This window comes from Methylobacterium sp. D48H (genome assembly GCF_053345715.1).
This window is the reverse complement of the sequence record NZ_JBKFAP010000016.1, coordinates 65,336-89,343: the sequence shown is the minus strand read 5'-3', so window position 1 is coordinate 89,343 and position 24,008 is coordinate 65,336. Positions and strand designations below refer to the sequence as shown.

Here is a 24,008-nt window from a genome sequence, read left to right as displayed (position 1 = left end):
TGCGCCTTCCTTACCGCAAGGACCCGGCTGCAACACTGGATTGTTCTCGGGTGTGGAGAGCCCGCGCATGCGCGCTATCCACAGCGCGCCGCGGCGGGGTCGCGGGACGGCGCCGTTCGAGCCGCAGGGCCGCGCGGCGATCCATGCTGTGCTCGTGCGCGGTCCCGCCCGCGGTCCGGCCTGCCGGCCCGGTGCGCGGACCGGTGGACTCCCTGGCGGCGCGGACGCGTGCGACCGCGCCGGGCGCCCAACTTTGCGCTGCTTGCCTCGGCGGGATGAAGGCGCCACGTTCGCGGAGGCTGCCATCCGGATTCGGCCGATCGACCCGGACGGCTCGAACACGCGAACGTCGCCCATGGCGGCCCTCTCGCTCGACACGCACGCCCTCGTCCGTCGCCTGCGGGCGACCGGCCTGTCCGAGGATCAGGCCGAGGCGATCACCGCGGCGATCCGCGAGAGTCGGGATTCCGATCTGACGAACCTCGTCACCAAGACCGATCTGGCCGAAGCGAAGTTCGACATCATGAAATGGGTGATCGGCTCGATCGGCTTCCAGACGATCGTCATCGTCGGCGCGATCGTTGCCCTGTCGCGCGCCGCGCATTGACGGCCGCCCCGGGAGCCGACCGGCCGCCGCCCCGCAACGTCGCCCCCGGGCGCCCGCTCAGGCGAACAGGTCCGGCCGCCGCGCCGCCTCGGCGCGGATGATCGCCACCAGCGCCGCGTCGTCGGCCGGCTCGGCGAGCCGCAGGCCGACCGGCTCCGAGGGCGTCTGCACGGTGAGCCAGCGCAGGGTGGGCCGCAGGTCGAGCGCCTCGACCACCGCCATGCGCGGGTGCCCGGTCTCGAGCTGCACGAAGGTCAGGTGGTTGCGGCTGGCGCGCTGCCCGAGCAGGTCGTCGATCGCCTCGACCACGTCGCGGGGCGTGTGCAGATGGGTCATCATCCAGAGGCGGTTGTCGGTGCCCGGCGTGTCGAGGGCCCGGCGCAGCCGGCGCACGCCCTCGGTGAGGAAGGCGTAGTCCGCCTCGCTCGTCGCCGGGTCGTGGTGGTTGAACACGCACTCGAGGCCGTGCCGCTCCCGGTAGAGGCGGTGGCGCCCCCGCCAGATGCCGGGGCCGCGCCGCTCGGCCTCCGGGATGCTCTCCAGCTGGCCCCGGTCGACGAGCGCGGCGAAGTCGTCGGCGAGGCAGTCCCGGGCCATGCCGGGCATGGAGAAGATCCAGTCGAGGGGCCCCGACCACTGGCGCAGGTCGAGCGTCTTGAGGACGTGCGCCATCTGGCAATTGCAGCCCAGGGAGACGTGGTTGTGCCGGCCCGGCTCCCGCGCGTCGCGCCGGCCGAGCAGCCGGCCGATCGCGCCGAACAGGCCCCCCGTCGCCCCGGGCTCGCTCACAGGGTCCGGCCGATCGCCAGGAACTTCTCGGCGCGCCGGTCGCGGATCTCGACGGGCGAGAGGCCGTCGAACTGCGCGAGGGCGTCGGCGATGGCGTCGCCCGCGGCCCGGATCGCCGCCTCGCGGTCGCGGTGCGCCCCGCCGGTGGCCTCCGGGATGATCGTGTCGATGACGCCGAGCCGCAGCAGGTCCTGGGCGGTGATCTTCATGGCGGTCGCGGCGTCCGACGCGCGGCCCTGGTCGCGCCACAGGATCGAGGCGGCGCCCTCCGGCGAGATCACCCCGTAGATCGCGTGCTCCAGCATCAGCACCCGGTTGGCGGTGGCGAGCGCGATCGCGCCGCCCGAGCCGCCCTCCCCGATCACCACGGCGACGTTGGGCACGCCGAGCGCGAGGCAGGCCTCGGTCGAGCGGGCGATGGCCTCGGCCTGGCCGCGCTCCTCCGCCTCGATGCCCGGATAGGCGCCGGCGGTGTCCACGAAGGCGAGGACCGGCAGACCGAACCGGTCGGCGGTCTCCATGAGCCGGACCGCCTTGCGGTAGCCCTCGGGCCGGGCCATCCCGAAATTGTGGCGCAGCCGCGCCTCGGTCGTGGCGCCCTTCTCCTGGCCGAGCACCAGGACCGGCCGGCCGCGGAACCGGCCGAACCCGCCCAGGATCGCCTCGTCCTCGCCGAAGCTGCGGTCGCCGGCCAGCGGGGTGAACTCGGTGATGAGCCCGTCGCGATAGTCCACGAAGTGCGGCCGCTGCGGGTGGCGGGCCACCTGGGTCTTCTGCCAGGGGGTCAGATTCGCGTAGATCTCGGCGAGCGCCTGGCCGGCCTTGGCCTCGAGCCGGCCGACCTCCTCGGCGATGGAGACCGCGCCGTCGCGCGCGCTCACGGCGCGCAGCTCCTCGAGCTTGGCCTCCAGCTCGGCCACCGGCTTCTCGAAGTCGAGGTAGGTGCGCGTCACCGCCATCGTATCACAGGTCTTCCCGGGGTCCGCCGCGCGAGAGGCGGCGGGCGCGAGGTGTTGGCGATGGCGGGGATGGTGTCAACCGGCGGCGTGGCGGAAGCGCCCCGGGTCCGGGCCGGTGAGGGCCGCGTCAGGCCGCGTCCAGCGCCTCCCGGGCGATCCGGCGGCAATGCTCCAGGTAGCCGCGCTGGTGCGCGCCCATCAGGTCGGTGACCACCGACCAGAGCCAGCCGGGGGCGTCGGGGCCCGGGCCCGGCGCCCGCACGGCGTCGATCCAGGCCCGGCGGTCGGCCGCGCCCATCTGGCGGCCGTGGGCCCGGCCCAGGATGGCGGCGAGGTGCCGGGAGACGCGGACCGCCTCGCCGCGGGAGAACTGCTCGGCGTCGATCTTGAGATCCTGCGGCAGCAGCTCGCGGACCGTGACGGGCGTGCCGCCGATGTGGCCGGCGACCATCCGGTCGCCGAGGTTGGGCGACAGCGCCCGCGCCCCCGCGACGACCCGCGCGGCGTGGTCGGGCGGCACCGCGATCCCGGCGGCGGCCGGCGCGAGGTGCGGCACCGCCTCCTTGACGTCGAGGAGGGCGAGGTTCGGGCGGTCGCCGCCCAGCACCTCCACCAGGGCGGCGTAGCGCAGGCGCCCGAGGGAGCTGCAGCCCTTGATCCAGTAGGCGGCGTCGAGCAGCCGGATCTCGGCGTCGTCGGCCGCGCTGCCGAGCGCCAGGACGAGGCGGCGGATCTCCGGATCGCGGATCAGCGCCGTCAGCGAGTCCTGCTCGTCGGCGTCGAGGTCGAAGAACCGGCTGCCCCGCGGGAGCCGGGCGGCCTTGCCCTTCAGGCGCTCGCGCGAGAGGTGGCGCCAGCGCCGGCCGAGCGCCCGCCGCTTCGTCGTGACGACGATCTCGGACGGGTCGACGCCCCGCTCGGCCCCCTCGGGATCGGCGATCCCTTCGGCGTAGCCGTCCGCCATGGCGTCCATCATCCGGGCGGTGACGATGCCCGGCAGGGTCGCGTTGAGCGCCGCGGTGACCAGGGAGAGCGCGAGCCGGACGAGGTCGAAGGCCGGGTTCGCCACCACGGTCTGGTCGAGGTCGCGGATCTGGATGTCGATCCCGCCGTCCGGGCCGGCGAGCGCGCCGAGATTGCCGAGATGCGCGTCGCCGCAGATCCAGACGGGCGGCCCCTCGGGCAGGGTGCCGGCCGGCATCCCGGCGAGCAGCTCGTAGAACCGCGCCGTGCTGCCGCGGACGTAGGCGTGCGGCGAGGACGCGATCTTGCACAGGCGGCGGTGGTTCAGCACGCTCGCGTCGCGGCCGGATCGTGCCGGTACCTGCATGTCCATGGGTTCGGTCCCGCGCGCCGCTCCGCCGGCCTCGACGGGCCGGCCGAATCCGATAACACGGCGAGGCCGGCCTTTTCATCCGCGCGCGCGGGCGCGCGTATTGACGCGGGGACGCCTGTCAGGCCGCCGGTCAGGCCGCTTGCGACTCGACCCGGTTCCGGCCCGCCGCCTTGGCCCGGTAGAGGGCGAGGTCGGCCCGGCGGAGCATGTCGGCGGGGCCGAGATCCTCGCCGCGGCGCACGGCGACGCCGATCGAGACCGTCACCGACACGGTCCGGGTCGCCCCCTGCACGGTGAACGGCACCGCCTCGACGCGCTCGCGGATGCGCTCGGCGATGCCCTGCGCCTCGACGAGGCCCGCCTCCGGCAGGATCACCACCACCTCCTCGCCGCCGTAGCGCGCCACGATGTCGATCGGCCGCGTGTGCTGGCGAACCCGCTCGGCGAAGCCGCGCAGCACCTCGTCGCCGGCCTCGTGGCCGAAGCTGTCGTTGATCCCCTTGAAGTGGTCGATGTCGAGGATCAGCGCGGCGAGGCTCGCCCGGCGGGCGGCCTCGTCGCCGAACAGGGTGCCGAGGTGGCTGTCGAGGTAGCGCCGGTTGTGCAGGCCGGTGAGCGCGTCGGTCACGGCCATCTGCAGGGAGGCCTGCATCGCCCCCCGGAGCGCGTCGGTGAAGCGCTTGCGCTTCACCTGGGTGCGGACCCGGGCCATCAGCTCGTTGCGGTCGACCGGCCGCATCAGGAAGTCGTGCACGCCGAAATCGAGCCCGCGGACCACCCGGGCGCGGTCGTACTCCTCGGCGAGCATGATCAGCGGCATCGCCCGGGTCCGGTCGAGGGACCGGAGCTGGCTGCACAGGCGCAGGCCGTCGAAGCCGGTGAGGTCGAGGCTCACGAGGGCGAGGTCGAAGGACTCCTCGGCGGCGAGGCGGAGGGCCTCCTGCGGGTCGGGCTCGACCGTGACCACGTGGTGCTGGCGCAGGGCCCCGGCGAGGCGCTCGGCCGAGCCGGGCCGGTCCTCGATCAGCAGGATCCGGGCGTCGAGGCCGGTCTCGGCGGTGGCGAGCGCCAGGGGATCGCCGATCCCGAACTCCCGGGAGGCGAGCGCGCGCTGGCGCAGCTCGTCCGTCACGGCCTTGAGCCGCACGAGGCTGCGCACCCGGGTGAACAGGGCGGTGTCGTCCACCGGCTTGGTCAGGAAGTCGTCGGCCCCGGCGTCGAGGCCGCGCAGGCGGTCCGCGGGTTGGTCGAGGGCCGTGACCATCACCACCGGGATGTGGGCCGTGAGCGGGTTGTTCTTGAGGTGCCGGCAGACCTCGAACCCGTCCATGCCGGGCATCATCACGTCGAGCAGGACGAGGTCGCAGAGGCCCTTCTCGCAGATCGCGATCGCGTCCCGGCCGTTCATGGCCGCGAGCGTGTCGAAATATTCCAGGCCGAGCTTCGTCTCCAGAAGCCTGACGTTCGGGAACAGATCGTCGACGATCAGGACACGGGCCGACATGGTTCCTCGTGCGGGCGCGGGTGAGCGGCCCGGACCGGGCGCCGTGTGCCGTGGGGGCGCGCCGCCGGTCGGCCGCCGGGGCCGGGGCGGACACGACGGGACGGACGGTTGAACCGGTCACCCGGCCCGGCGCGGCCGGGGGTCCGGTTCAACGGCACGCCTCGCCGGCGTCAACGCGGTTCAAGATAGGCCCGAACCGTTGCCAAAAACTTCGCGACCGAGATCGGCTTCGACAGGTAGGCCTCGCAGCCGCCCTCGCGGATCCGCTCCTCGTCGCCCTTCATGGCGAAGGCCGTGATGGCGATCACCGGGATGCTCTTGAGGTCGTCGTCCTCCTTGAGCCACTTCGTCACCTCGAGGCCGGAGACCTCGGGGAGCTGGATGTCCATGAGGATCAGGTCGGGGTGATGGGCGCGCGCCAGCTCGATCGCCTCGATGCCGTGGGCGGTCTTGAGCGTCGCGTAGCCGTTCGCCTCCAGGAGATCGTTGAACAGCTTCATGTTCAACTCGTTGTCCTCGACGATCAGCACCGTCTTCTTCATGATCCGTTGTCCCGGTGCGCGCCGATCATGATTAGCGGGCCGTGAAGCCCCTCCGTCACCTTTGTAGCGTTCACATGTTGATGAATGGCAAACCTCTTCAAGGGCATGAGTCGGCCGAACGGCTCGCCCTGGACGTTCTGTTGTGGATCGCTGGGGACGACGACCGTCTCCTGCCCTTCCTGGCGGCGAGCGGCCTGAGCCCCGACACGCTCCGCGCGAGCGCCCGGGAGCCGGCCTTCCTGGTCGGCGTCCTCGACCACGTGATGGGCGACGAGAACGTGCTGGTCGCCTGCGCGAACGGCCTCGGGATCAAGCCGGAGCGGATCGCCGCGGCCTGGCAGGCGCTCTCGCCGCGGCCGGACGACGCATGGGCGTGAGGCGGGGCCTCAGGGCGTGCAGCCCTTCCCCGCCTCCCTGTCGGCCCGCCCCGCCTTGGCGTCGATGTCGAGGGCGGTCATGTCGCCCAGGATGGCGAAGTCGCCGTAATCGAGCTTGAGCGCGCCGCTGACGCCGTTCTCGTAGAGGTCGAAGCCGAGGGTGTAGATCGGCGTCCGCTCCCCGGCGCCCTCGGTGTAGTAGCTGAGGCGGACCGGCCAGCGCGGCATGGTGGCCAGCGACCCGTCGCGCAGGGGCTTGTCGCGGGTCGAGCCGGAGGCCGGGGCCGGGCCGGTCGCGGCGTGGCCGATCACCGCGAAGGTGTCGTAGACCTTCCGGCCGTCGTCCGAGCCGTCGAAGACCTTGACCGCGAGGGTCGACTGGCCGGCCCGCGCCGCCTCGATCAGGCGGCGCATATGCTCGCTCGGGAACAGGACCGGCCCCTCCACGGTGAACGGCTTAGGGCCGCCCTTCAGCTTCACCGTCAGGGCGTCGCCCTGCTCGGAGGCGGTCCCGTCCACGGGGGCGGCGGGCTTGTTGTTGGTGAGCGTCGTCGTCTTGAACCGGAACTCGCGCCCCTGCCCGCCCTCGAAGGTGGTGCTGCGCATGTCGGACAGGCGCGCGCCGGTCTCGCCGGAGGACAGCTCCGTCACTTGCCGGGTCTGCATCGTGTAGCCGCGGCAGGCGTCGCCCCGGAAGTCGATGACGATGCGCCCGCGGGCGCTCTCCACCGAGCGGGTGCCGCCGCCCTCGGCCAGCGACAGGTCGTAGACCGCGCGGTGGTTGGCGAGCACGATCTCGGGCGCCGGCGGCTTGGCCTCCGGTTCGGGCGCGGCGGGCGGGGCCGCGCGGGCGGGCCCGGCGCAGACGAGAAGACCGGCCGTCAGCAGTGGGAAGAGGCGCAGGCGCATGGACAACCCCGGTTCGGTCCGCCGCAGATAGCAGGCTCAGGGAATCGGGCAATGCTTGGACCGCCCCGGCGACGCGCCGGCCGGCCTACCGGTAGCCCTCGGCCTGGAGGGCGAACAGCTCGGCGTAGCGGCCGCCCCGCGCCATGAGGGCGGCGTGGCTGCCCTCCTCCAGGACCCGGCCGCCCTCCAGGACGAGGATGCGGTCGGCCATGCGCACGGTGCAGAAGCGGTGCGAGATCAGCACCGTCGTCCGCCCGACCGACAATTCCCGGAACCGGGCGAAGACGTCGTGCTCGGCCCGGGCGTCGAGGGCGGCGGTCGGCTCGTCCAGGATCAGGATCTCGGCCTCGCGCATGTAGGCCCGGGACAGCGCGACCTTCTGCCACTCGCCCCCGGAGAGGTCGAGGCCGCCGGCGAAGCGCTTGCCCAGCGGCTGAGCGTAGCCCCCGGGCAGGCGCTCGATCACCGGGGCCGCGAGCCCCCTTGCCGCCGCGGCCGCGATGCGGTCCGCGTCGTCGGCGGCCGCGATCCGGCCGACCGCGACGTTCTCCCCGGCGGTGAGGTCGAAGCGGACGAAGTCCTGGAAGATCGCCCCGATCCGCGCCCGCAGGTCGTCGAGGTCGTAGGCGGCCAGCGGCACGCCGTCGAGGAGCACGCGGCCCTCGTGCGGGTCGTACAGCCGGGTCATCAGCTTGACGATCGTGGTCTTGCCGGCGCCGTTGCCGCCGACCAGCGCCACCGTCTCCCCGGCCCGGACGGCGAAGGAGAGGTCGCGCAGCGCCCAGACCTGCGTGCCCGGGTAGCGGTAGCCGACCCCCTCGAAGACCAGCCCCGCGCGGATCGGGCTCGGCACCGGCGCGGGCCGCGCGGGCGAGCGGATCTGCGGCCGGATCGCGAAGAAGGCGTAGAAGTCCTCGAGGTACTGCGCCTGGCCGGTGATCTGGGTCAGCCCGAGGAGCAGCCCCTCCAGGCCGCCGCGCAGCCGCTGGAACGCGCCGGCCAGGAAGGCGAGGTCGCCCACCGAGAAGGCGCCCGCCACCGTGCGCCAGACGATCACCGCGTAGGCGGCGTAGTAGGCGAGCGTTCCGAGGCTCGCGAAGGCGAAGCCCCAGCCGGCCCGGGCGACCGCGAGGCCGCGGTTCTCGGCGAGCAGCCGCCCCGCCACCGCGGCGTAGAGCCCGGTGACGTAGCCCGCGAGGCCGAAGAGCTTGATCTCCTTGGCGGTCTCGACGCTGGCGCCGAGGTAGCGCAGGTAGTCGATCCGCCGCCGCTCGGGGCTGCGGATCCAGGCGAGGCGGTAGCCGGCCTTGGTGAAGTGCCACTCGTTGAGCACCGCCGGGACCAGGGCGGCGGCGATCAGCACCACGAGCCAGGGCGTGAAGGCCGCGACCCCGACCGCCAGGGTCGCGAGGGTCAGGAGGCCCTGCAGCTGGCCGAACACCGTGCCGATGAGGCCGGTGCGGCCGCTGACCTGCCGGCGGGCCCGCTCCAGCCGGTCCTGCTGGGCGCTGTCCTCGAACTGGGCGAGGTCGAGCTCGGCGGCGTGCGCCATCAGCCGCAGGGAGGCCGCGTTGGCGTAGAGGTCGCCGATCAGGGTCTCGACGAGGCTCGAGAGCCGGCCGGTCAGGTCCGAGAGCAGGGCGAGGCCGAACTCGGCGGCGACGAGGCCGGCGAGCCGCGCCCGGCCGGGATCGGCGAGCCACGAAGCGAGCCCCGCCTCCGGCGCCGGCCGGGCGTGCTCGGCCACGATCCCGTCGAGGATCAGCTTGGCGAGGTAGAGGGTCAGGACCGGCAGGCAGGCCGCCACGAGGCGCAGCGACAGGCTCGCCGCCAGCAGGCGCGGGCTCGCGGCGGCGATCTCCCGGAACAGGGTCGGCAGGTAGCGCAGGGCGCCGACACGCTCGCCCAGGCGATCGCCCAGGCGCTCGCCGAGTCGCTCGCCGAGTCGCCGACGCGGGCCCGCCCCCGGCCGCGGCGCGGGCCCGCTCATCCCCTGGGGATGACCCGCCGGGTTTCGGGCATGGATTGGACGAGGCGCAAGGACATCATTAACTGTAGATGCATATAGTTTTAATCCTCGTCGAGTGGTGCGTGCTCAGCGGTCCTGCAATCCTCAGAGTTTCGGTTCTCCTCATCATTGCCGGCATCCTCGCGGCGGTGGTGCAGGCCCTGCTGCCGAGCCCCGCGCCCGGACCGGCGATTCCGCCCGCGTCCGCTCCGGAAACACCGGCGGCCCCCCAGCCCTCGGCGACGGTCCGGCGCGTCGAGCCGCCTCCTGCGGCTCCAGTGGCTCCCGCGGCGCCGCCCGCCCCGGCCGCCCCGCCCGCGGCGGCGGTCGAGCCCGCCCCCGCCCCGCCCGGTGGCGCTCCGGCGCCGACGCGGATGCCCTCCGACGCGACGGCCTTCCCCGCCGAGCCGCTCCCGCGGGAGGCGCAGCCCGATCCGTCGGCGCAGGAGGCGGCCGGTCAGGCCGAGGTGGACCGGGCGGAGGACAGCGCCGGTCCCCGGGCCCTGGCCATCCTCGATCTCAACACCGCCTCGGTGGCGGATCTCAATCACCTGCGCGGCGGCGGCGCCATCGGCCGGGCGATCGTCGCCAAGCGGCCCTACACGTCGGTGGAGCAACTGCTGTCGAAGCGCGTGCTCAGCCGGCCGGTCTACGAGAAGATCAAGGATCAGGTGACTGTGCGGTGAGGCTAGCTCCGGTCGATGGACCGCTGGCTTTCCAGGGAGTGTGCCAATAAATACACACTCCGCCGGAGGCTGCGATGCCGCGGGTCCAAACCGATCGCAAGACTATCGTGAACCGCCTCCGTCAGGAGGGGTGGATCGGCGAAGGCGGCGCCAAGCACGAGAAGTTCGCGCACCCTGACCGACCGGGAATCAAGATCATGGTGCCGCGTCACCGCGTGCTCTCGCCGGGTGTCGCACGCAACATCGGCGCAGCGGCGGGCTGGATCTGAGGAGGATGCGGATGTCCCGCTATACGGTGTTGATCGATGGGGCGGCCGGCGCTTACGGCGTCGCGGTGCCTGATTGCCCCGGTTGCACCGCGATGGGTGCGACCATCGATGAGGCGATGGCGAACGCCACCGCCGCCCTCAGCGAGTGGATGGGGGATCGCATCGCGGCGGGCCTCGCGCCACCGGCTCCGCGCGCGCCCGACGCGGTCCGGGCTGACCCGGCGCTGGCCGAGGCTCTGGAAGAGGCGACGCTCGGCCTCGTTCCCCTTCTCCTCGACTCCGGCCGGCCGGTGCGGGTCAACGTCTCGCTGGATGCCGCGGCCCTCGCTGAGATCGATTCCGCGGCGCGGGCGCGGGGCCTCACCCGGTCGGCCTTCCTCGTCTCGGCCGCGCGGGACAAGATCCAGGCCGAAGGTTGAGCCGCGTCCTCAGAGCTTCGTGCCGAAGATCTCGGCCACCTGCGGGATGTCCTTGTCGCCGCGGCCCGACATGTTGAGCACCATGAGGTGCTCGGCCGGGCGCTGCGGCGCGAGCTCCAGGATCTTGGACAGGGCGTGGGCCGGCTCCAGGGCCGGGATGATCCCCTCCAGCATCGAGCAGAGCTTGAACGCCTCCAGCGTCTCGGAATCGGTCGCCGACAGGTACGTGACCCGGCCCATCTCGTGCAGCCACGCGTGCTCGGGGCCGATGCCCGGATAGTCGAGGCCCGCCGAGATCGAGTGGGCGTCGGCGATCTGGCCGTCGCCGTCCATCAGCAGGTAGGTGCGGTTGCCGTGCAGCACGCCCGGCTTGCCGCCGGTCAGCGAGGCCGCGTGCAGGCCCGACTGGACGCCGTGTCCCGCGGCCTCGACGCCGAAGATCTCGACCTCGCGGTCGTCCAGGAACGGGTGGAACAGCCCCATGGCGTTCGAGCCGCCGCCGATGCAGGCGACGAGGGAATCCGGGATCCGGCCCTCCTGGGCGATCATCTGCTCGCGGGTCTCGCGGCCGATCACCGACTGGAAGTCGCGGACCATGGCCGGGTACGGGTGCGGGCCCGCCACCGTGCCGATGCAGTAGAACGTGTCGGCGACGTTGGTGACCCAGTCGCGCAGCGCCTCGTTCATGGCGTCCTTGAGGGTCTTGGTGCCGGATTCCACCGGGATCACCTCGGCGCCGAGCATCTTCATGCGGAAGACGTTGGGCGCCTGCCGGGCGACGTCGACCGCGCCCATGTAGACGACGCACTTGAGGCCGAAGCGCGCGCACAGCGTCGCGGTGGCGACGCCGTGCTGGCCGGCGCCGGTCTCGGCGATGATCCGCGGCTTGCCCATGCGGCGGGCCAGCAGGATCTGGCCCAGGACGTTGTTCACCTTGTGGGAGCCGGTATGGTTCAGCTCCTCGCGCTTGAAATAGACCTTGGCGCCCTGCCCCGCCGGCGCCTTGGCGCGCAGGTGCTCGGTGAGGCGCTCGGCGTAGTAGAGCGGGCTCGGCCGGCCGATATAGTGGGTGCCGTAGCTCTCCATCTCGGCCTGGAAGGTCGGGTCCTGCTTGGCCGCGTCGTAGGCCGCCTCCAACTCGAGGATCAGCGGCATCAGGGTCTCGGCGACGAAGCGGCCGCCGAAGATGCCGAAGCGGCCGCGCTCGTCGGGGCCGGTGCGGAAGGAGTTGGGCTCGGGGGCGATGGTCACGGGACGGATCCTGCGCGCGCGTGTCGATCTGTTGCCGGGTGCCTAGACCCATGTCGCCGTCACCGCAATGCGGCCAGCCGCGCGCGTAACCGGATCAGGCGCCGGCGCGAACGGGCTGTCAGCATCCGGCAGGAGGTTGACCATGGCCCTTCGCGACACGTTCCGCACCCTCTCCCGCCCGATCCTCGGGGCGGGGCTCGGGCTCGGGCTCGCGGGCGCCGTCCTGCTCCCCCGGCTCCCGGCCTTCGCCGAGGAGGCGCCCCGGCGCCTGCCAGAGGCCGTGACCCGCTCCGCCGAGCCGCCGGGGCCGCGCGTGGCCGTCTTCGCCGGCGGCTGCTTCTGGGGCGTGCAGGGGGTGTTCCAGCACGTGCGCGGGGTGAGCGGCGCGGTGTCGGGCTACGCCGGCGGCACCCGCGCGGAGGCCGATTACCGCACCGTGAGCGGCGGCGGGACCGGCCACGCCGAGGCCGTGTCGGTCACCTACGACCCGTCGGTCATCCGCTACGACGAGCTGCTGCGGATCTTCTTCTCGGTGGCCCTCGACCCGACCCAGGTGGATCGCCAGGGACCCGATGCCGGGCGCCAGTACCGCTCGGCCCTGTTCCCGCAGGACGCCGACCAGGCGCGGGTGGCCGGGGCCTACATCGCCCAGCTCGACGCGGCCCAGGCCTACGCGCGGCCGGTCGCCACCCGGATCGAGCCGGGCGCCGCGTTCTACCCGGCGGAAGGCTACCACCAGGACTTCATGGCCCTGCACCCCGGCCACCCGTACATCGCCGCCAACGACGCGCCGAAGCTCGAGGCGCTGCGGACCCTGTTCCCGGAGCGGACGGCGCCGCAGCCGGTGCTGGTCAACCGCCCGCCGGCTTGAGCGCCCCCCGTCATCGCGAGCGCAGCGAAGCGACCCAGGGCAGCGCGACATCCCCCACAGCGTAGAGCCACCCTGGATTGCTTCGCTGCGCTCGCAAAGACGGCGCTGAGGGACCCAGTCCGTGTGAGGGTCGGTCCGCCGCCTTCCCTATTCCTCCGGCGGACGCGGCCGGCCGAAATCCGGGGCCGCGGTCTCCTGGCCCTGCGCCACGATGCTGCGCCGGATCGCCCGGGTGCGGGTGAACATCGCGTGGAGCGCGTCGCCGTCGCCCCAGCGCACCGCCTTGGCGAGCGCCGACAGGTCCTCGTTGAACCGGCCGAGCATCTCCAGCACCGCCTCGCGGTTGTTGAGGAAGATGTCGCGCCACATGGTCGGGTCGGACGCCGCGATGCGGGTGAAGTCGCGGAACCCGCTCGCCGAGAACTTGATCACCTCGGACTGCGTCGCCGCCTCGAGGTCGGCCGCGGTGCCCACGATGTTGTAGGCGATCAGGTGCGGCAGGTGGCTGGTGATGGCGAGCACGTGGTCGTGGTGCTCGGCGCTCATCGTCTCGACGTCGGCGCCCATCCCCGCCCACAGGGCGCGGACGGTCTCGATCGCCGCCGGATCGGTGCCCTCGGGCGGGGTCAGGATGCACCAGCGGCCCTGGAACAGGGTCGCGAAGCCCGCGTCCGGCCCCGAGAACTCGGTCCCGGCGATCGGGTGCCCGGGGACCAGCGCGACGCCCTCGGGCAGGTGCGGCCGGACCGCCGCCACCACGGCGCCCTTCACCGAGCCGACATCCGACACGATCGCGCCGGGCTTGAGATGCGGCGCCATCTCGGCCGCCGCCGCCCCGATCGCGCCCACCGGCACGCACAGGATGACGAGGTCGGTGCCGGCGGCGCCCTCCGCCGGGTCGCCCGTGACGACGTCGGCGATGCCGAGCTCGCGCACCCGGGCGCGCACGGCCGCGTCGCGGTCCACCGCCACGATGGTCCGGGCGAGGCCGTAGCGGCGCGCCGCCCGGGCGATCGAGGAGCCGATCAGCCCGAGGCCGACGATGGCGAGGCGGCCGACGGCGGGCGCCTCGGTCCCGGGCGTCCCGGCCACGGACGTCTCAGCCATGCCGGCCCCGCACGAAGTCGCCGAGCGCGGCCAGGAAGGCTTCGTTCGCCTCGGCGCCCGCCACCGTCACCCGCAGGGCGTTGGGCAGGCCGTAGGCGGTGACCCGCCGGGTGATGAGGCCGCGCTCGGTCAGGAACGCGTCCGCGTCCTCCGCCGAGCGGCCCGGCGCGTCGGGGAAGTGGATCAGCAGGAAGTTCGCGACGCTCGGCGTGACCTCCAGGCCGAGCGCGCGGGCGCCCTCGGTGAGCTTCGGCAGCCACTCGGCATTGTGGGCGGCGGCGGCGGCCATGTGCGCCTCGTCGGCGATGGCGGCCGAGCCCGCGGCGATCGCCGGGCCCGAGACGTTGAACGGGCCCCGGATCCGGTTGACCGCGTCCGCCACGTGCGCCGGCGCGACCATCCAGCCGATCCGCACGGAGGCGAGGCCGTGGATCTTCGAGAAGGTGCGGGTCATCACGACGTTCTCGGCCTCGAGGGCCAGCTCGAGCCCGGCCGAGTAGTCGTTCGCGCGGACGTACTCGGCGTAGGCGCCATCGATCACCAGCAGCACGTGCGGCGGCAGGCCGGCGTGGAGGCGGCGGATCTCGTCGAAGGGCAGGTAGGTGCCGGTCGGGTTGTTGGGGTTCGTGACGTAGACGATCCGGGTCCGGTCGGTGACCCGGGCCAGGATCGCGTCGACGTCGACGGTGAGGTCGCGCTCGGGCGCGACCACGGGCTCGCCGCCCGAGGCCAGGATGGCGATCCGGTAGACGAGGAATCCGTGCTCCGAGTAGATCCCCTCGGTGCCCGGCCCGCCATACGCGTAGGCCAGCAGCGACAGGAGCTCGTCCGAGCCCGCGCCGCAGACGATCCGCTCGGGATCGAGCCCGTAGCGCCGGGCGATGGCGGTGCGCAGCACCGTGGCGCGCCCGTCCGGGTAGGTCTCGAGCTTGGCGGTCGCCGCGTGGAGGGCGGCCAGCGCCGCCGGGCTCGGGCCGAGGGGCGTCTCGTTGGAGGACAGCTTGTAGACCTTGCCGCCCCCGGGCCGCCCGCTCTTGCCGGGCACGTAGGTGTCGATCGCCAGGACGCCGGGACGCGGTTCCGGACGGGCGGGTCGGGGGGCGGACATTGCGGTGCGACTCGGGATGCGCGGGGTTCGGTCGGTTCCGCGCCCGTCTACAGCATTTCCTCGGCCGGTGAACCCGGGGCCGACTCCGGAGGTGGCGGCCCGACCCGGCCGGGGCGACTTGTCCGGCCCCACGGAGTCGTGCCTGTATGCCGGCGCTCCGCCGACAGGCGCCCAACACGAAGGATTCCCGCATGCCCCTCGAACGCTACCTGGACGGCGGCGCCCACATCCTCCCCGCCGACGACTCGCTGATCCGCTTCGCCATGACGAACGGCCAGCGGGTGATCGCGGTCGAGGTCCCGGTTCCCGTGCTGCGCCAGCAGTTCGGCGGCGCCGATCTCGCCCCCCTGGAGCTGTTCGCCCGCAATCAGGCGGTGATCGAGGCCGCGGCGAGCCAGGCCTACGACCGCACCGAGACCCCCAACGACCTCCTCGATCTGGGCCCGGAGGATTTCGACACCCGGCCGGCCTCGGCCAGGACCTGATCGGCGGGACTTCATCGGCGGACTTCAACCAGCGCGATCCATCCGGGGCGCCGCGGCAAATCGGCGACGCGCAAATGCCGCGGGGCACTCGCCACGTTTCGGCCTGTTGAACCGGGAGAACAGGGGCGCGTCGGGCGTGCCCCGACCCGCAACCCCTGGATGGATCGACGATGCCCGGTGACCTGATCCCCTGCAGCCTCTTCCTGATCGGGATCCTCGTTTCGGTCGCCGCGGATTGCCGCCTGCGGCGCGCCGAGGCGGCGCCCTGGGCCAACGGCTGCATCACGGCCGCCGGCGCCGCCCTGGTCTTCGCGGCCTGCGCGGCCGCCATGCGCTGAGGCGCCGGCTGAGGCGTCGGCGAGGAACCGTCAGACATCGGACGGACTTTCCCAGCGGCAACCGGGGCGCGCCGAGACGCGCGGCGCCCCCGGTCGCGCGGCTGTCCGGGCGAGGTTCCCATGGTTTCGATGCAGGCCCTGATCGGCTGTGGTCTCGTGCTCACCGGCATGCTGATCGAGAGCGCGGCGAGCCGGCACTGGCGGGCGGGCGTCCGCGCGGACCGTCTGGATGCCCGGGCCGCCCTCGCGCTCGGCCTGCCCGCCCTGGGGCTCGCCGTGATGGCCGCCCCGATCGCGTGAGCGACCCGACCGGGCCTGACCGTCCGGCCCGCCCGCGTTGACGCTCGGCCCCCCGCGCATTACCTCGGCGGGGCTGGCCGCGTCGGGCGAGTGCGGCGCGTCAGGCGATCCCGTGCTCTCCCGGTTCGGATCCGAACCGATACACGGTCGTCAAGACCCGCCATGGACACCCAAACGGACACGGCCCTGAGGCCGGACCCGATCGACGAGCCGGCGCGGCGCGCGTCCGAGCGCTCGCAGGCGCTCGACCCGCGGAGCCCGGTGGCGCGCTTCGCCGCCGACACGCCCCTGCTCACCGACGCGGGCGTCGAGCTCGCGCCCTTCCAGATCGCCTACCAGACCGCCGGCACGCTCAACGCCGCGCGCTCGAACGCGGTCCTGATCTGCCACGCGCTGACCGGCGACCAGTACTTCGCCCACACCCACCCGGTGACCGGCAAGCCCGGCTGGTGGGAGACGCTGGTCGGCCCCGGCAAGCCGATCGACACGGACCGCTACTTCGTCGTCTGCTCGAACGTCATCGGCTCGTGCATGGGCTCCACCGGCCCGGCCTCGATCGACCCGGCGACGGGGCGGCCCTACGGGCTGAACTTCCCGCTGGTGACGATCCGCGACATGGTCCGGGCCCAGGCAATGCTGCTGGAGCATCTCGGCATCCGGGACCTGTTCCTGTGCATCGGCGGCTCGATGGGCGGGATGCAGGTGCTGCAATGGGCGGCGCTCTATCCCGAGCGCGTCTTCGCCGCGATGCCGATCGCCACCGGCGCCCGCCACTCGGCGCAGAACATCGCCTTCCACGAGGTCGGCCGGCAGGCGATCATGGCCGACCCCGCCTGGGCGGACGGGCGCTACCTCGAGGCGGGCACCCGGCCCGCCAAGGGTCTCGGCGTCGCCCGGATGGGCGCGCACATCACCTACCTGTCCGAGCCGGCGCTGCACCGGAAGTTCGGCCGGCGCTTCCAGGGCGGCACGGCGCCGACCTTCTCGTTCAACGCCGATTTCCAGATCGAGAGCTACCTGCGCCACCAGGGCCTGAGCTTCGTCGAGCGGTTCGACGCCAACGCCTACCTCTACCTGACCCGGGCGATGGACTATTTCGACCTCGCCGAGGACCACGGCGGCGTGCTCGCCAACGCCTTCCGGGGCACCAAGACCCGCTTCTGCGTGATCTCGTTCACCTCGGACTGGCTGTTCCCGACCCGCGACTCCCGGGCGATCGTCCACGCGCTCAACGCCGCCGCGGCGCCGGTGGCCTTCGTGGAGGTGGAGAGCGACAAGGGCCACGACGCCTTCCTGCTCGACGAGCCGGCGATGTTCTCCGCGGCCCGCGGCTTCATCGACGCCGCCGCCCGGGCGCGCGGGCTGTGACGCGGATGGCGAGCGGCGGGTCCGGCAAGATGACCTTCGGCAAGCTGCCCCTGGGCAAGATCTCTTTGGGTAAGATCGCCTCGGGCAAGGTCCGCCACGGCGCCCCCTGGGAGGGCGCGGACGCCCTCCCCCACGCGGCCGAGGGCGGCGGCGCCCGCGTCGACCACCTCGTCGTGCTCGGCCTCGTCCCGGCCGGCGCCCGGGTGCTCGACATCGGCTGCGGCGACGGCTCGCTGCTGGCGCTCCTGCGCGACCGCCGCGGCATCGACGGGCGCGGGATCGAGCTGTCCCGCGAGGGTGTGAACGCCTGCCTCGCCCGGGGCCTGTCGGTGATCCAGGGCGACGCCGACACCGACCTCGCCAACTACCCGGACGGCGCCTTCGACGTGGTGGTCCTGTCCCAGACCATCCAGGCGACCCGCAATCCCCGGGTGGTGCTGGAGCACCTGCTGCGCATCGGCCGGCAGGTGATCATCTCGTTCCCGAATTTCGGGCACTGGCGGGTGCGCTCCGAGCTGGCCTTCCGCGGGCGGATGCCGGTCACCGAGATCATGCCGGACGCGTGGTGGGAGACGCCCAACATCCACCACTGCACGATCCGCGACTTCGTCGGCCTGTGCCGCCTGATCGGCGCGCGGATCGAGCACGCCACGGCGCTGGACGCCCGCGGCCGGCCGATGCGGTTCTCCATGCCCTGGTGGGTCTGGAACCTGTTCGGCGCGCAGGGCGTGTTCCTGCTCCGGCGCGAGGATGCCGGGCCCTAGAACCGCTCCCGAGCAAGGCGCGGCGGTGGCGCGTCGAGCCCGTGCCGGACGAGGCGCGGGTCCCCTCTCCCGTGCGGGAGAGGGTCAGGGTGAGGGATCAGCTCCGTCCGGACGAGGCACACCCCCGTCGCGCCGTGATGGCTCGCTCGACCTCGAAGCGTCCTGTCCCTCACCCCAACCCTCTCCCGCACGGGAGAGGGGGCGTGGCGCGGATGTCTCGACCGGGGTCGTCGTCCTTCCCAACCGTTGCAACACGATCGGAAGCGGCCCCAGCGTCGCTGTTGTCCGGCGCTCGAGGGTCGCCGCGCGGCGCTGTCTCTCCCGGGCGCACCCGCGGCGCCCCGGCCCGGCGATTCCGCAATCCGTCTGAAATAGAGCAGAAACGGAGCTTGGCTATTTCTGGTCGCGTTCCCGTGATCGGACCGTGATTACGGATTCGTCCGGCGTTCATCCCGAGACGTGCGGGTCCACGAGGGGTCGTGGACTGTGCCCGGCTGCGCGGAAGACTTGCCGCAACCGCGAATTCCAGCAGGGTCGACAGGACACGTGCGCCGCGCGATCGTTCACATCGGGATGCCCCGAACCGGCTCCACCGCGTTCCAGGAGGTGCTGGCCCGCCTGCGCCCCCGCCTCGCCGCGGCCGGGATCTGCTACCCGAACCTCGCCCCGCCGGGCGCCCCCGGCAGCGACGACGTCAACCACTACCGGCTCGGCCAGGCGCTGGACCGGCGCCGCGGCGCCGCGGAGCGCCGCGAGGCCCTCGCGCGGCTCGACGCGATCCTGGCCGCCACGCCGGCCGACACGGTCCTGCTCTCCTACGAGGACTTCTCCGTCCAGCGCCCGTTCTGGCGCGTTCCCGAGATCCTGTCCGACCTGTTCGCGCGCCGCGGCTTCGCCCTGGAGGCGGCGCTCGTGGTCAAGCCGCAGGCCGAGCAGCTGGCCTCGGCCTACGCCCTGCGGGCGCAGGTCGTCGCCGAGGGCCGCACGTTCCGCGGCTTCCTGCGCTCCGAGGGTGGGTCCCGGCGCTACGACTACGCGGACCGGCTCGAGCCCTGGCGCCGCGCCGCCGCGGGGCGCGTCACCGCCCTGCCGTACCGCGACCGGCGGTCCGACGCGCCGCTGCTGGCGCGGCTGGTCGACGGGCTCGGGCTGGGCGAGCGCCTCGCGCCGCTCCTCGGCCCGGCCGACCTCGCCTACCGCACCAACCGGAGTTCCGGGCCGGTCGCGGTCGAGGCGTCGCGACGCCTGTACCGGCTCGGCGTGCACCGGCAGGTGACCGGGCATCGCCGGCTGCTCGGCCACGTCCTCGACGACTGGGCCTGGGCGCGGGGGCTCGACGCGGAGCGGTTCCGCGGCGACGCCCCGGAGGGGCTGGCCCGCGTCGCGGCGCGCTACGCGGCCGGGAACGCGCGCTTCGCCGCCGCCTGCTGGGGGCAGAGCTGGGACGCGGTGATCGCGGCCGCGCCCGCCGCGCCGCCGAACGAGCTCGCCGCCGGGCCGGTCGCGCCCGAGACGGAGGCCGCGGTCGAGGCGCTGGTGCGGGCGGCGGCGGCGCGGGCCGCCTTCCGGTCCCCGCCCGCGTGGCGGCGGCGGACGGCCCACATCCTGGAGGAGTGCCGGGAGCGCCTCGGCGAGGCCGTCGGCTACCCGGTCTGGCGCGTGCCCTAGGGCCCGCGCGTGTCGATGTCCGAGAACCGGCGGCCGCCCCCGCGGACGCCGCCCCAGGCGTGTGACCAGGCGTGTGACCAGGCGGTGGATATGTGCGTCGTGCAGAAGATCCCGCAGATGGTTCCGGCCGGCCTCCCTCCGGGCCCCGTGACCTGGCACCCCCTCCAGGCGCGGGAGGCGCGCTGGGCGCGCCTCGGCCAGGTGCCGGTGATCGCGTGGCTGACCGGCCTGTCGGGGGCGGGGAAGTCGACGCTGGCGGCGGAGGCCGACCGGACCCTGGTCGCGGGCGGCCGGCACAGCGCGGTCCTCGACGGCGACAACCTGCGCCACGGGCTCAACGCCGACCTCGCCTTCTCGCCGGAGGACCGCGCCGAGAACGTCCGGCGCACCGCCGAGGTGGCGCGGCTGATGGCCGAGGCGGGGACGGTGGTGATCGTCTCGCTGATCTCGCCCTACCGGGCCGACCGGGCGCTGGCGCGCCGGATCGCCGGCGACATCCCGTTCCTGGAGGTGTTCGTCGACACGCCGCTGGGCCTGTGCGAGGCCCGGGACCCGAAGGGCCTCTACCGGCTGGCCCGCGCCGGCCGTATCCCGGGCTTCACCGGCATCTCGGCGCCCTACGAGGCGCCGGAGCGGCCGGACCTGACGATCGCCACCGAGGGCCGCGGCACCGCGGCCTGCGCCCGCGCCCTGAGCGCGCGGCTGATGCGGCTGAGCCGGGCGGGCGCGGGTGCGAAGCCGGGGCGGTGAGCGTGTGGTTCCCGACGCGCACACCGGGTCCTCCCAGCCATCCCCTCATCCTGAGGTGACCGCAAAGCGGGGCTCGAAGGAGGGTTCCAGCCGGCCGCGCGATCCCTGGAGCCCGCCTTCGAGGCCTGCGCTTCGCTCCGGCACCTCAGGATGAAGGCGCGAGTCGGGAGGCGCCTGGCTCGCCCTACCCGCCCGGCCAGCGCAGCTCCGCCCGCAGGCCGCCCAGCTCCGAGCGGCCGAAATCGAGCCGGGCGCCGGCGGCCTCGGCGACGTCGCGGGCGATGGCGATGCCGAAGCCGGTGCCCGGCCGGCTCTCGTCCCAGCGCTGGCCGCGCCCGATTCCCGCGATGGCCGCGGCGCTCATGCCGGGGCCGTCATCCTCGACGGCGAGACCCGGCTGGCCGGCGTCCGTCCCGGCTTCCGTCCCGGCTTCCATCCCGGTGATCCGGACCCGCCGGTGCGCCCACTTCCGGGCATTGTCGAGGAGGTTGCCCAGCACCTCCATCAGCTCGCCCTCCTCGCCCGGATAGGCGAGGGTCCCGGGCACCGCCACGGCCCAGTCGAGGGACCCGCCCTCCGGCAGCCGCCGCAGGGTCGCGACGAGGCGCTCCGCCACCGGGGCGACCGGGCAGGACCGCCGCCGCAGGTCGCCCGCGGCCGCGACCCGCGCCCGGGCCAGCGCCCGCTCCACCTGCCCGCCCATGGCCCGCGCCTGCTCGGCGATCTCGGCCGCCAGCGCCGGGTCGGCCGGCCCGGTCCGGCGCGCCAGCGCGTCCAGCACCGCCAGCGGCGTCTTGAGGCCGTGGGCCATGTCGGCGGCGGCGTCGCGGGCGCGGACCAGGGCGCGCTCCTGCGCGTCGAGCAGCCGGTTGAGATCGGTGACCAGCGGCCGGACCTCGTCGGGGAACTGCTCCGGCAGCCGCGCCCGCCGCCCGGCATGGACCGCCAGGAGCTCCGCCTGCAGCACCCGGAACGGGCCGAGCGCCCGGTGCACGAACAGGCCCATCGCCAGGGTCAGGACGACGAACAGGGCGACGAGCGCCGGGACGAGCAGGCGCAGGAAGGTGGTCCGGCTCGCCGCGAGGCCGCGCCGGTCCTCCGCCACCGCGACCCGCAGCGCGGTCTCGGCGCCCGGCGCGCCGATCTGCAGCGGCCGCACCACCGCGATGAGCCGGCCGCCGTCGGGCCCGGTCGTGTCGAGGGTCGCGGGGACCTGCGCGCCCGCCCCGGCCTGGCCCAGGTCGAGGCTCCTGTCCCAGAGGGAGCGCGAGCGCAGCGCGCGCGATCCCGCCTCGACCTGCCAGTACAGGCCGCCGTAGGGCGTGGCGAAGCGCGGGTCCGGCAGGTCCCGGGACAGGGTCGGCGTCCCGTCCGGCGCGAGGCCCACCCGGCCGGCGATGAGCTTGGCGGTCCGGTCCAGATCCGCGACGGTGCGGGCGTCGAGCACCCGGTCGAGGATCACCGTGAGGCCGATCCCGGCGAGCACCAGCGCCAGCGCGATCAGCGCGGCCGCCGCGAGGCCGAGCCGCAGGCGGAGGGAGTCGCGCCTCACGGCCCGTCCGGTCCGGCGATCAGGTAGCCCTGGCCGCGGCGGGTCTCGATCACCCCCGGCCCGATCTTGCGGCGCAGGCGCGTCAGGAGCGCCTCCAGGGCGTTGGCCTCGCGCTCGGTCCCGACGCCGTGAAGGTGGTCGAGCAGCTCGCCCGCGGGCACGACCTGCCCAGGCCGGTGCAGCAGGAAGGCCAGCAGCCGGTATTCCAGGGCGGTCAGCTCCGTGGGCCTGCCGTCGACGCTGACCGCGCGGGTGCGGGTGTCGAGTTCGACCGTGCCGGCGCGCAGCACCGGCGCGGCGTGGCCGGCGGTGCGCCGCAGGATCGCCCGCAGCCGCGCCACCAGCTCCTCCATGCGGAACGGCTTGGCGAGGTAGTCGTCGGCGCCGGCGTCGATGCCCTCGACGCGCTCGCGCCAGCCGTCGCGGGCGGTGAGGATCAGGACCGGCAGGGCGATGTCGGCGGCGCGCAGGCGGCGCAGCACGCCGAGCCCGTCGAGGCGCGGCAGGCCGAGATCCAGCACCATGGCGTCGTACGTCTCGGTCTCGGCGCGGAACCACGCCGCCTCGCCGTCCGCCACCACGTCGGCGACGTAGCCGGCCCTCTCCAGGCCCTGCCGGATGTCCGCCGCGATGCGCGGCTCGTCCTCGACGATCAGGACGCGCACGGGCCGGCCTCCTCAATCATCGTCGTCCTCGTCCAGGATCTTCAGCGTGCCGGCATCGACCTTCACGGTCCGGCGCTTCCCGTCGGGCCCGAGGATGCGCAGCTTGTACAGCCAGTGCCCGTCGTCGCGCTTGAGGTCGACCGACACGACGTCCCCCGGCACCGCCGCCCGGGCCGCCGCCAGCACCGCGTCGAGGGGGCGGATCTCGCCGCTCTCCAGCGCCCGGCGGGCCCGGTCGGCATCCTCGGAGGCGTGCAGGGGCCCGCCCGCGAGGGCGGCCAGCAGGCCGAGGGCGAGAACGAGGCGGCGGGGCGGGAACGGGCTCATGCGGGCGCAGGCTAGGCCGCGCCGCCTGACGGGACGCTGACAGCCGGCGTCAGGATCGTGGGGCGGGGCTTCGGCACAAGGGCCGCCATAGCTCTTCCGGAGACCTGAGACCATGTCGCTCTACGTCGGTATCCTCCTCGCCTGCGCGGCCGGCCTCGCCGGCACCCTCCTCTGCCCGGACGACAGGGGCGGCCGCTCGCGCCTGCCGCTCCTCGCTGCGCTCCTGATCGGCGGCCTGTCCTGGCACGCCCCCGCCCGGGCCGGCGAGATCCTGCGCGGCCCCGCCCAGGTGATCGACGGCGGGACGCTGCGCGTCGGCGGACGGCCGGTGAGCCTGTTCGGGATCGCCGCGCCGGAGGCCGACGCGACCTGCGCGGACGCCCGGGACCGGCCCTACCCGTGCGGCCGCGACGCCGCCCGGGCGCTCGCCGACCGGATCGGCGGGGCGGCCGTCGCCTGCGAGCCGCGGGGCGAGGCGGGCGCGGCGCTCTGCCGAGTCGGCGAGGCGGATCTCGGGGCCTGGATGGTGGCGCAGGGCCTCGCCCTGCCCGACCGGGACCTCGCGCCGGACTACGCGCCCGCGGCGACCGGGCCTGGGGGCGCCGCCTAGGCCTGTGGTCGGGGGTGTTCCAGGATCCCGCCGAGCGGCGGGGCCGCCGCGCCGCCGCCGCGCTTGGCGCCGCCGGGTGACAGGCCGGTCGTCAGCGGGAACGCTGCCGGGCACACCCGGTTGGACCGGCAAGCCCGTCCGGGGCGCACGAGGACTCGCGGAGGCCCCATGAGGTTCCTGAACCGTACGATGCTGCTCGCCGCCCTGCTCGCCTGCGCGGCGGGGGCCGCGGGTGCCGCCGAGGGCCGGGGCAAGGCCGAGGGACGCAAGGATGCCGGCGCGCCCACGACCAGCATGGGCGCGGGCGGCCTCAGCGGCACCGGCGCCACCCGGGACGGCGCCCGCACGGGCTCGGTCGAGAGCAAGGGGCAGCCGGGCGGCGCGAAGCCGACCTCCGCCCCGAAGGCCGGGACGGGCCGCTGATCCGCTCCGGCACCGC

At 74.1% G+C, this 24,008-nt stretch carries 28 protein-coding genes; 15 read left to right on the top strand and 13 right to left on the bottom strand.

Annotation, left to right across the window (positions count from 1 at the left end; translation table 11 throughout):
• The first annotated feature begins 355 nt into the window (after nt 1–355).
• On the top strand, nt 356–607 hold the full coding sequence (locus ACLBX8_RS22145) for a DUF1640 domain-containing protein (RefSeq protein ID WP_447700679.1): 252 nt from the start codon (nt 356–358) through the stop codon (nt 605–607).
• A gap of 57 nt (nt 608–664) precedes the next feature.
• Here the strand turns inward: ACLBX8_RS22145 and ACLBX8_RS22140 are convergent, their stop codons facing one another.
• From ACLBX8_RS22140 to ACLBX8_RS22120, 5 genes are all read right to left on the bottom strand, one after another.
• Nucleotides 665–1,396 carry a papain-like cysteine peptidase gene (locus ACLBX8_RS22140; RefSeq protein ID WP_447700678.1) on the bottom strand — a complete coding sequence of 244 codons (732 nt, stop codon included), beginning with the start codon at nt 1,394–1,396 and terminating at the stop codon, nt 665–667.
• A complete protein-coding gene (locus ACLBX8_RS22135; RefSeq protein WP_447700677.1) occupies nt 1,393–2,355 on the bottom strand; it encodes an acetyl-CoA carboxylase carboxyltransferase subunit alpha in 963 nt (320 codons plus the stop codon). The genes ACLBX8_RS22140 and ACLBX8_RS22135 overlap by 4 nt, the downstream gene beginning before the upstream one ends.
• A gap of 127 nt (nt 2,356–2,482) precedes the next feature.
• Nucleotides 2,483–3,691, bottom strand: a complete 1,209-nt coding sequence (locus tag ACLBX8_RS22130; RefSeq protein ID WP_447700676.1) for a DUF2252 family protein — start codon at nt 3,689–3,691, stop codon at nt 2,483–2,485.
• 130 nt (nt 3,692–3,821) lie between these two features.
• On the bottom strand, nt 3,822–5,195 hold the full coding sequence (locus ACLBX8_RS22125; protein WP_091682506.1) for a PleD family two-component system response regulator: 1,374 nt from the start codon (nt 5,193–5,195) through the stop codon (nt 3,822–3,824).
• A 170-nt stretch (nt 5,196–5,365) separates the two neighbouring features.
• Nucleotides 5,366–5,737 carry a response regulator gene (locus tag ACLBX8_RS22120; RefSeq protein WP_007560977.1) on the bottom strand — a complete coding sequence of 124 codons (372 nt, stop codon included), beginning with the start codon at nt 5,735–5,737 and terminating at the stop codon, nt 5,366–5,368.
• 74 nt (nt 5,738–5,811) lie between these two features.
• Between ACLBX8_RS22120 and ACLBX8_RS22115 the strand changes: the two genes are divergently transcribed.
• Complete coding sequence (locus tag ACLBX8_RS22115; RefSeq protein WP_307188484.1) at nt 5,812–6,114, top strand: DUF3572 domain-containing protein; 303 nt, start codon at nt 5,812–5,814, stop codon at nt 6,112–6,114.
• Nucleotides 6,115–6,123: 9 nt separating this feature from the next.
• Here the strand turns inward: ACLBX8_RS22115 and ACLBX8_RS22110 are convergent, their stop codons facing one another.
• Nucleotides 6,124–7,023, bottom strand: coding sequence for a cell envelope integrity EipB family protein (locus ACLBX8_RS22110; RefSeq protein WP_091682508.1), 900 nt, complete (start codon nt 7,021–7,023; stop codon nt 6,124–6,126).
• Nucleotides 7,024–7,108: 85 nt separating this feature from the next.
• On the bottom strand, nt 7,109–9,013 hold the full coding sequence (locus ACLBX8_RS22105) for an ABC transporter ATP-binding protein (protein ID WP_447715752.1): 1,905 nt from the start codon (nt 9,011–9,013) through the stop codon (nt 7,109–7,111).
• 392 nt (nt 9,014–9,405) lie between these two features.
• On the opposite strand from ACLBX8_RS22105, the gene ACLBX8_RS22100 reads away from it, so the two are divergent.
• The 3 genes from ACLBX8_RS22100 (at nt 9,406) to ACLBX8_RS22090 (ending at nt 10,405) form a co-directional block, all read left to right on the top strand.
• Nucleotides 9,406–9,717, top strand: a complete 312-nt coding sequence (locus tag ACLBX8_RS22100) for a helix-hairpin-helix domain-containing protein (protein ID WP_427508057.1) — start codon at nt 9,406–9,408, stop codon at nt 9,715–9,717.
• 74 nt (nt 9,718–9,791) lie between these two features.
• Nucleotides 9,792–9,986, top strand: a complete 195-nt coding sequence (locus ACLBX8_RS22095; protein WP_447700674.1) for a type II toxin-antitoxin system HicA family toxin — start codon at nt 9,792–9,794, stop codon at nt 9,984–9,986.
• 5 nt (nt 9,987–9,991) lie between these two features.
• Entirely contained in the window at nt 9,992–10,405 is a 414-nt protein-coding gene (locus tag ACLBX8_RS22090; RefSeq protein ID WP_447683189.1) for a type II toxin-antitoxin system HicB family antitoxin, read from the top strand.
• Between the two features lie 9 nt (nt 10,406–10,414).
• On the opposite strand, the gene trpB is transcribed toward ACLBX8_RS22090, so the two are convergent.
• Nucleotides 10,415–11,656: a tryptophan synthase subunit beta gene (gene trpB / locus ACLBX8_RS22085; RefSeq protein ID WP_447683188.1), complete on the bottom strand. Its 1,242-nt coding sequence runs from the start codon at nt 11,654–11,656 to the stop codon at nt 10,415–10,417.
• Nucleotides 11,657–11,798: 142 nt separating this feature from the next.
• Here trpB and msrA point away from each other — a divergent pair, with 142 nt between their 5' ends.
• Nucleotides 11,799–12,527, top strand: coding sequence for a peptide-methionine (S)-S-oxide reductase MsrA (gene msrA / locus ACLBX8_RS22080; protein WP_447700672.1), 729 nt, complete (start codon nt 11,799–11,801; stop codon nt 12,525–12,527).
• A gap of 147 nt (nt 12,528–12,674) precedes the next feature.
• Here msrA and ACLBX8_RS22075 read toward each other — a convergent pair whose 3' ends face one another.
• Both ACLBX8_RS22075 and ACLBX8_RS22070 read right to left on the bottom strand, forming a co-directional pair.
• Nucleotides 12,675–13,634: a prephenate/arogenate dehydrogenase family protein gene (locus ACLBX8_RS22075; RefSeq protein ID WP_447700671.1), complete on the bottom strand. Its 960-nt coding sequence runs from the start codon at nt 13,632–13,634 to the stop codon at nt 12,675–12,677.
• Nucleotides 13,627–14,742 carry a pyridoxal phosphate-dependent aminotransferase gene (locus tag ACLBX8_RS22070; RefSeq protein WP_091682520.1) on the bottom strand — a complete coding sequence of 372 codons (1,116 nt, stop codon included), beginning with the start codon at nt 14,740–14,742 and terminating at the stop codon, nt 13,627–13,629. The genes ACLBX8_RS22075 and ACLBX8_RS22070 overlap by 8 nt, the downstream gene beginning before the upstream one ends.
• A gap of 191 nt (nt 14,743–14,933) precedes the next feature.
• Here ACLBX8_RS22070 and ACLBX8_RS22065 point away from each other — a divergent pair, with 191 nt between their 5' ends.
• The 7 genes from ACLBX8_RS22065 (at nt 14,934) to cysC (ending at nt 20,415) form a co-directional block, all read left to right on the top strand.
• Nucleotides 14,934–15,227: a hypothetical protein gene (locus ACLBX8_RS22065; protein WP_056523934.1), complete on the top strand. Its 294-nt coding sequence runs from the start codon at nt 14,934–14,936 to the stop codon at nt 15,225–15,227.
• A 170-nt stretch (nt 15,228–15,397) separates the two neighbouring features.
• A complete protein-coding gene (locus tag ACLBX8_RS22060) occupies nt 15,398–15,565 on the top strand; it encodes a hypothetical protein (RefSeq protein WP_020095222.1) in 168 nt (55 codons plus the stop codon).
• A gap of 120 nt (nt 15,566–15,685) precedes the next feature.
• Complete coding sequence (locus ACLBX8_RS22055; protein WP_091682522.1) at nt 15,686–15,865, top strand: hypothetical protein; 180 nt, start codon at nt 15,686–15,688, stop codon at nt 15,863–15,865.
• A 162-nt stretch (nt 15,866–16,027) separates the two neighbouring features.
• Nucleotides 16,028–17,233, top strand: a complete 1,206-nt coding sequence (metX, locus tag ACLBX8_RS22050; RefSeq protein WP_020095220.1) for a homoserine O-acetyltransferase MetX — start codon at nt 16,028–16,030, stop codon at nt 17,231–17,233.
• A 5-nt stretch (nt 17,234–17,238) separates the two neighbouring features.
• Nucleotides 17,239–17,997, top strand: coding sequence for a methionine biosynthesis protein MetW (metW, locus tag ACLBX8_RS22045; RefSeq protein WP_447715751.1), 759 nt, complete (start codon nt 17,239–17,241; stop codon nt 17,995–17,997).
• A 573-nt stretch (nt 17,998–18,570) separates the two neighbouring features.
• A complete protein-coding gene (locus ACLBX8_RS22040; protein ID WP_132367560.1) occupies nt 18,571–19,665 on the top strand; it encodes a hypothetical protein in 1,095 nt (364 codons plus the stop codon).
• A gap of 90 nt (nt 19,666–19,755) precedes the next feature.
• Nucleotides 19,756–20,415 (top strand): adenylyl-sulfate kinase, encoded by a 660-nt coding sequence (cysC, locus tag ACLBX8_RS22035; RefSeq protein ID WP_447715750.1) that lies wholly within the window; start codon nt 19,756–19,758, stop codon nt 20,413–20,415.
• Between the two features lie 184 nt (nt 20,416–20,599).
• Here the strand turns inward: cysC and ACLBX8_RS22030 are convergent, their stop codons facing one another.
• Genes ACLBX8_RS22030 through ACLBX8_RS22020 form a run of 3 tightly spaced genes read right to left on the bottom strand, consistent with a single transcriptional unit; the run spans nt 20,600 to nt 22,959 of the window.
• The gene (locus ACLBX8_RS22030; RefSeq protein ID WP_447715749.1) at nt 20,600–21,967 is read right to left on the bottom strand and encodes an ATP-binding protein; all 1,368 of its coding nucleotides are present in this window, start codon (nt 21,965–21,967) and stop codon (nt 20,600–20,602) included.
• On the bottom strand, nt 21,964–22,632 hold the full coding sequence (locus ACLBX8_RS22025; protein ID WP_447715748.1) for a response regulator transcription factor: 669 nt from the start codon (nt 22,630–22,632) through the stop codon (nt 21,964–21,966). The genes ACLBX8_RS22030 and ACLBX8_RS22025 overlap by 4 nt, the downstream gene beginning before the upstream one ends.
• Before the next feature lie 12 nt (nt 22,633–22,644).
• Nucleotides 22,645–22,959, bottom strand: coding sequence for a PepSY domain-containing protein (locus ACLBX8_RS22020; RefSeq protein ID WP_091980259.1), 315 nt, complete (start codon nt 22,957–22,959; stop codon nt 22,645–22,647).
• A 112-nt stretch (nt 22,960–23,071) separates the two neighbouring features.
• On the opposite strand from ACLBX8_RS22020, the gene ACLBX8_RS22015 reads away from it, so the two are divergent.
• Nucleotides 23,072–23,569, top strand: a complete 498-nt coding sequence (locus tag ACLBX8_RS22015) for a thermonuclease family protein (RefSeq protein ID WP_447700665.1) — start codon at nt 23,072–23,074, stop codon at nt 23,567–23,569.
• 168 nt (nt 23,570–23,737) lie between these two features.
• Nucleotides 23,738–23,992, top strand: a complete 255-nt coding sequence (locus ACLBX8_RS22010; protein WP_447715747.1) for a hypothetical protein — start codon at nt 23,738–23,740, stop codon at nt 23,990–23,992.
• The last annotated feature ends 16 nt before the right edge of the window (nt 23,993–24,008 follow it).

Excerpts from the sequence above, each read along its gene's own strand:
- ACLBX8_RS22145 (WP_447700679.1), top strand. The coding sequence starts at position 356 with ATGGCGGCCCTCTCGCTCGACACGCACGCCCTCGTCCGTCGCCTGCGG.
- ACLBX8_RS22135 (WP_447700677.1), bottom strand. The coding sequence starts at position 2,355 with ATGGCGGTGACGCGCACCTACCTCGACTTCGAGAAGCCGGTGGCCGAG.
- ACLBX8_RS22130 (WP_447700676.1), bottom strand. The coding sequence starts at position 3,691 with ATGGACATGCAGGTACCGGCACGATCCGGCCGCGACGCGAGCGTGCTG.
- ACLBX8_RS22125 (WP_091682506.1), bottom strand. The coding sequence starts at position 5,195 with ATGTCGGCCCGTGTCCTGATCGTCGACGATCTGTTCCCGAACGTCAGG.
- ACLBX8_RS22120 (WP_007560977.1), bottom strand. The coding sequence starts at position 5,737 with ATGAAGAAGACGGTGCTGATCGTCGAGGACAACGAGTTGAACATGAAG.
- ACLBX8_RS22115 (WP_307188484.1), top strand. The coding sequence starts at position 5,812 with ATGTTGATGAATGGCAAACCTCTTCAAGGGCATGAGTCGGCCGAACGG.
- ACLBX8_RS22110 (WP_091682508.1), bottom strand. The coding sequence starts at position 7,023 with ATGCGCCTGCGCCTCTTCCCACTGCTGACGGCCGGTCTTCTCGTCTGC.
- ACLBX8_RS22105 (WP_447715752.1), bottom strand. The coding sequence starts at position 9,013 with ATGAGCGGGCCCGCGCCGCGGCCGGGGGCGGGCCCGCGTCGGCGACTC.
- ACLBX8_RS22100 (WP_427508057.1), top strand. The coding sequence starts at position 9,406 with ATGCCCTCCGACGCGACGGCCTTCCCCGCCGAGCCGCTCCCGCGGGAG.
- ACLBX8_RS22095 (WP_447700674.1), top strand. The coding sequence starts at position 9,792 with ATGCCGCGGGTCCAAACCGATCGCAAGACTATCGTGAACCGCCTCCGT.
- ACLBX8_RS22090 (WP_447683189.1), top strand. The coding sequence starts at position 9,992 with ATGCGGATGTCCCGCTATACGGTGTTGATCGATGGGGCGGCCGGCGCT.
- msrA (WP_447700672.1), top strand. The coding sequence starts at position 11,799 with ATGGCCCTTCGCGACACGTTCCGCACCCTCTCCCGCCCGATCCTCGGG.
- ACLBX8_RS22075 (WP_447700671.1), bottom strand. The coding sequence starts at position 13,634 with ATGGCTGAGACGTCCGTGGCCGGGACGCCCGGGACCGAGGCGCCCGCC.
- ACLBX8_RS22070 (WP_091682520.1), bottom strand. The coding sequence starts at position 14,742 with ATGTCCGCCCCCCGACCCGCCCGTCCGGAACCGCGTCCCGGCGTCCTG.
- ACLBX8_RS22065 (WP_056523934.1), top strand. The coding sequence starts at position 14,934 with ATGCCCCTCGAACGCTACCTGGACGGCGGCGCCCACATCCTCCCCGCC.
- ACLBX8_RS22060 (WP_020095222.1), top strand. The coding sequence starts at position 15,398 with ATGCCCGGTGACCTGATCCCCTGCAGCCTCTTCCTGATCGGGATCCTC.
- ACLBX8_RS22055 (WP_091682522.1), top strand. The coding sequence starts at position 15,686 with ATGGTTTCGATGCAGGCCCTGATCGGCTGTGGTCTCGTGCTCACCGGC.
- metX (WP_020095220.1), top strand. The coding sequence starts at position 16,028 with ATGGACACCCAAACGGACACGGCCCTGAGGCCGGACCCGATCGACGAG.
- metW (WP_447715751.1), top strand. The coding sequence starts at position 17,239 with ATGGCGAGCGGCGGGTCCGGCAAGATGACCTTCGGCAAGCTGCCCCTG.
- ACLBX8_RS22040 (WP_132367560.1), top strand. The coding sequence starts at position 18,571 with ATGCCCCGAACCGGCTCCACCGCGTTCCAGGAGGTGCTGGCCCGCCTG.
- cysC (WP_447715750.1), top strand. The coding sequence starts at position 19,756 with ATGTGCGTCGTGCAGAAGATCCCGCAGATGGTTCCGGCCGGCCTCCCT.
- ACLBX8_RS22020 (WP_091980259.1), bottom strand. The coding sequence starts at position 22,959 with ATGAGCCCGTTCCCGCCCCGCCGCCTCGTTCTCGCCCTCGGCCTGCTG.
- ACLBX8_RS22015 (WP_447700665.1), top strand. The coding sequence starts at position 23,072 with ATGTCGCTCTACGTCGGTATCCTCCTCGCCTGCGCGGCCGGCCTCGCC.
- ACLBX8_RS22010 (WP_447715747.1), top strand. The coding sequence starts at position 23,738 with ATGAGGTTCCTGAACCGTACGATGCTGCTCGCCGCCCTGCTCGCCTGC.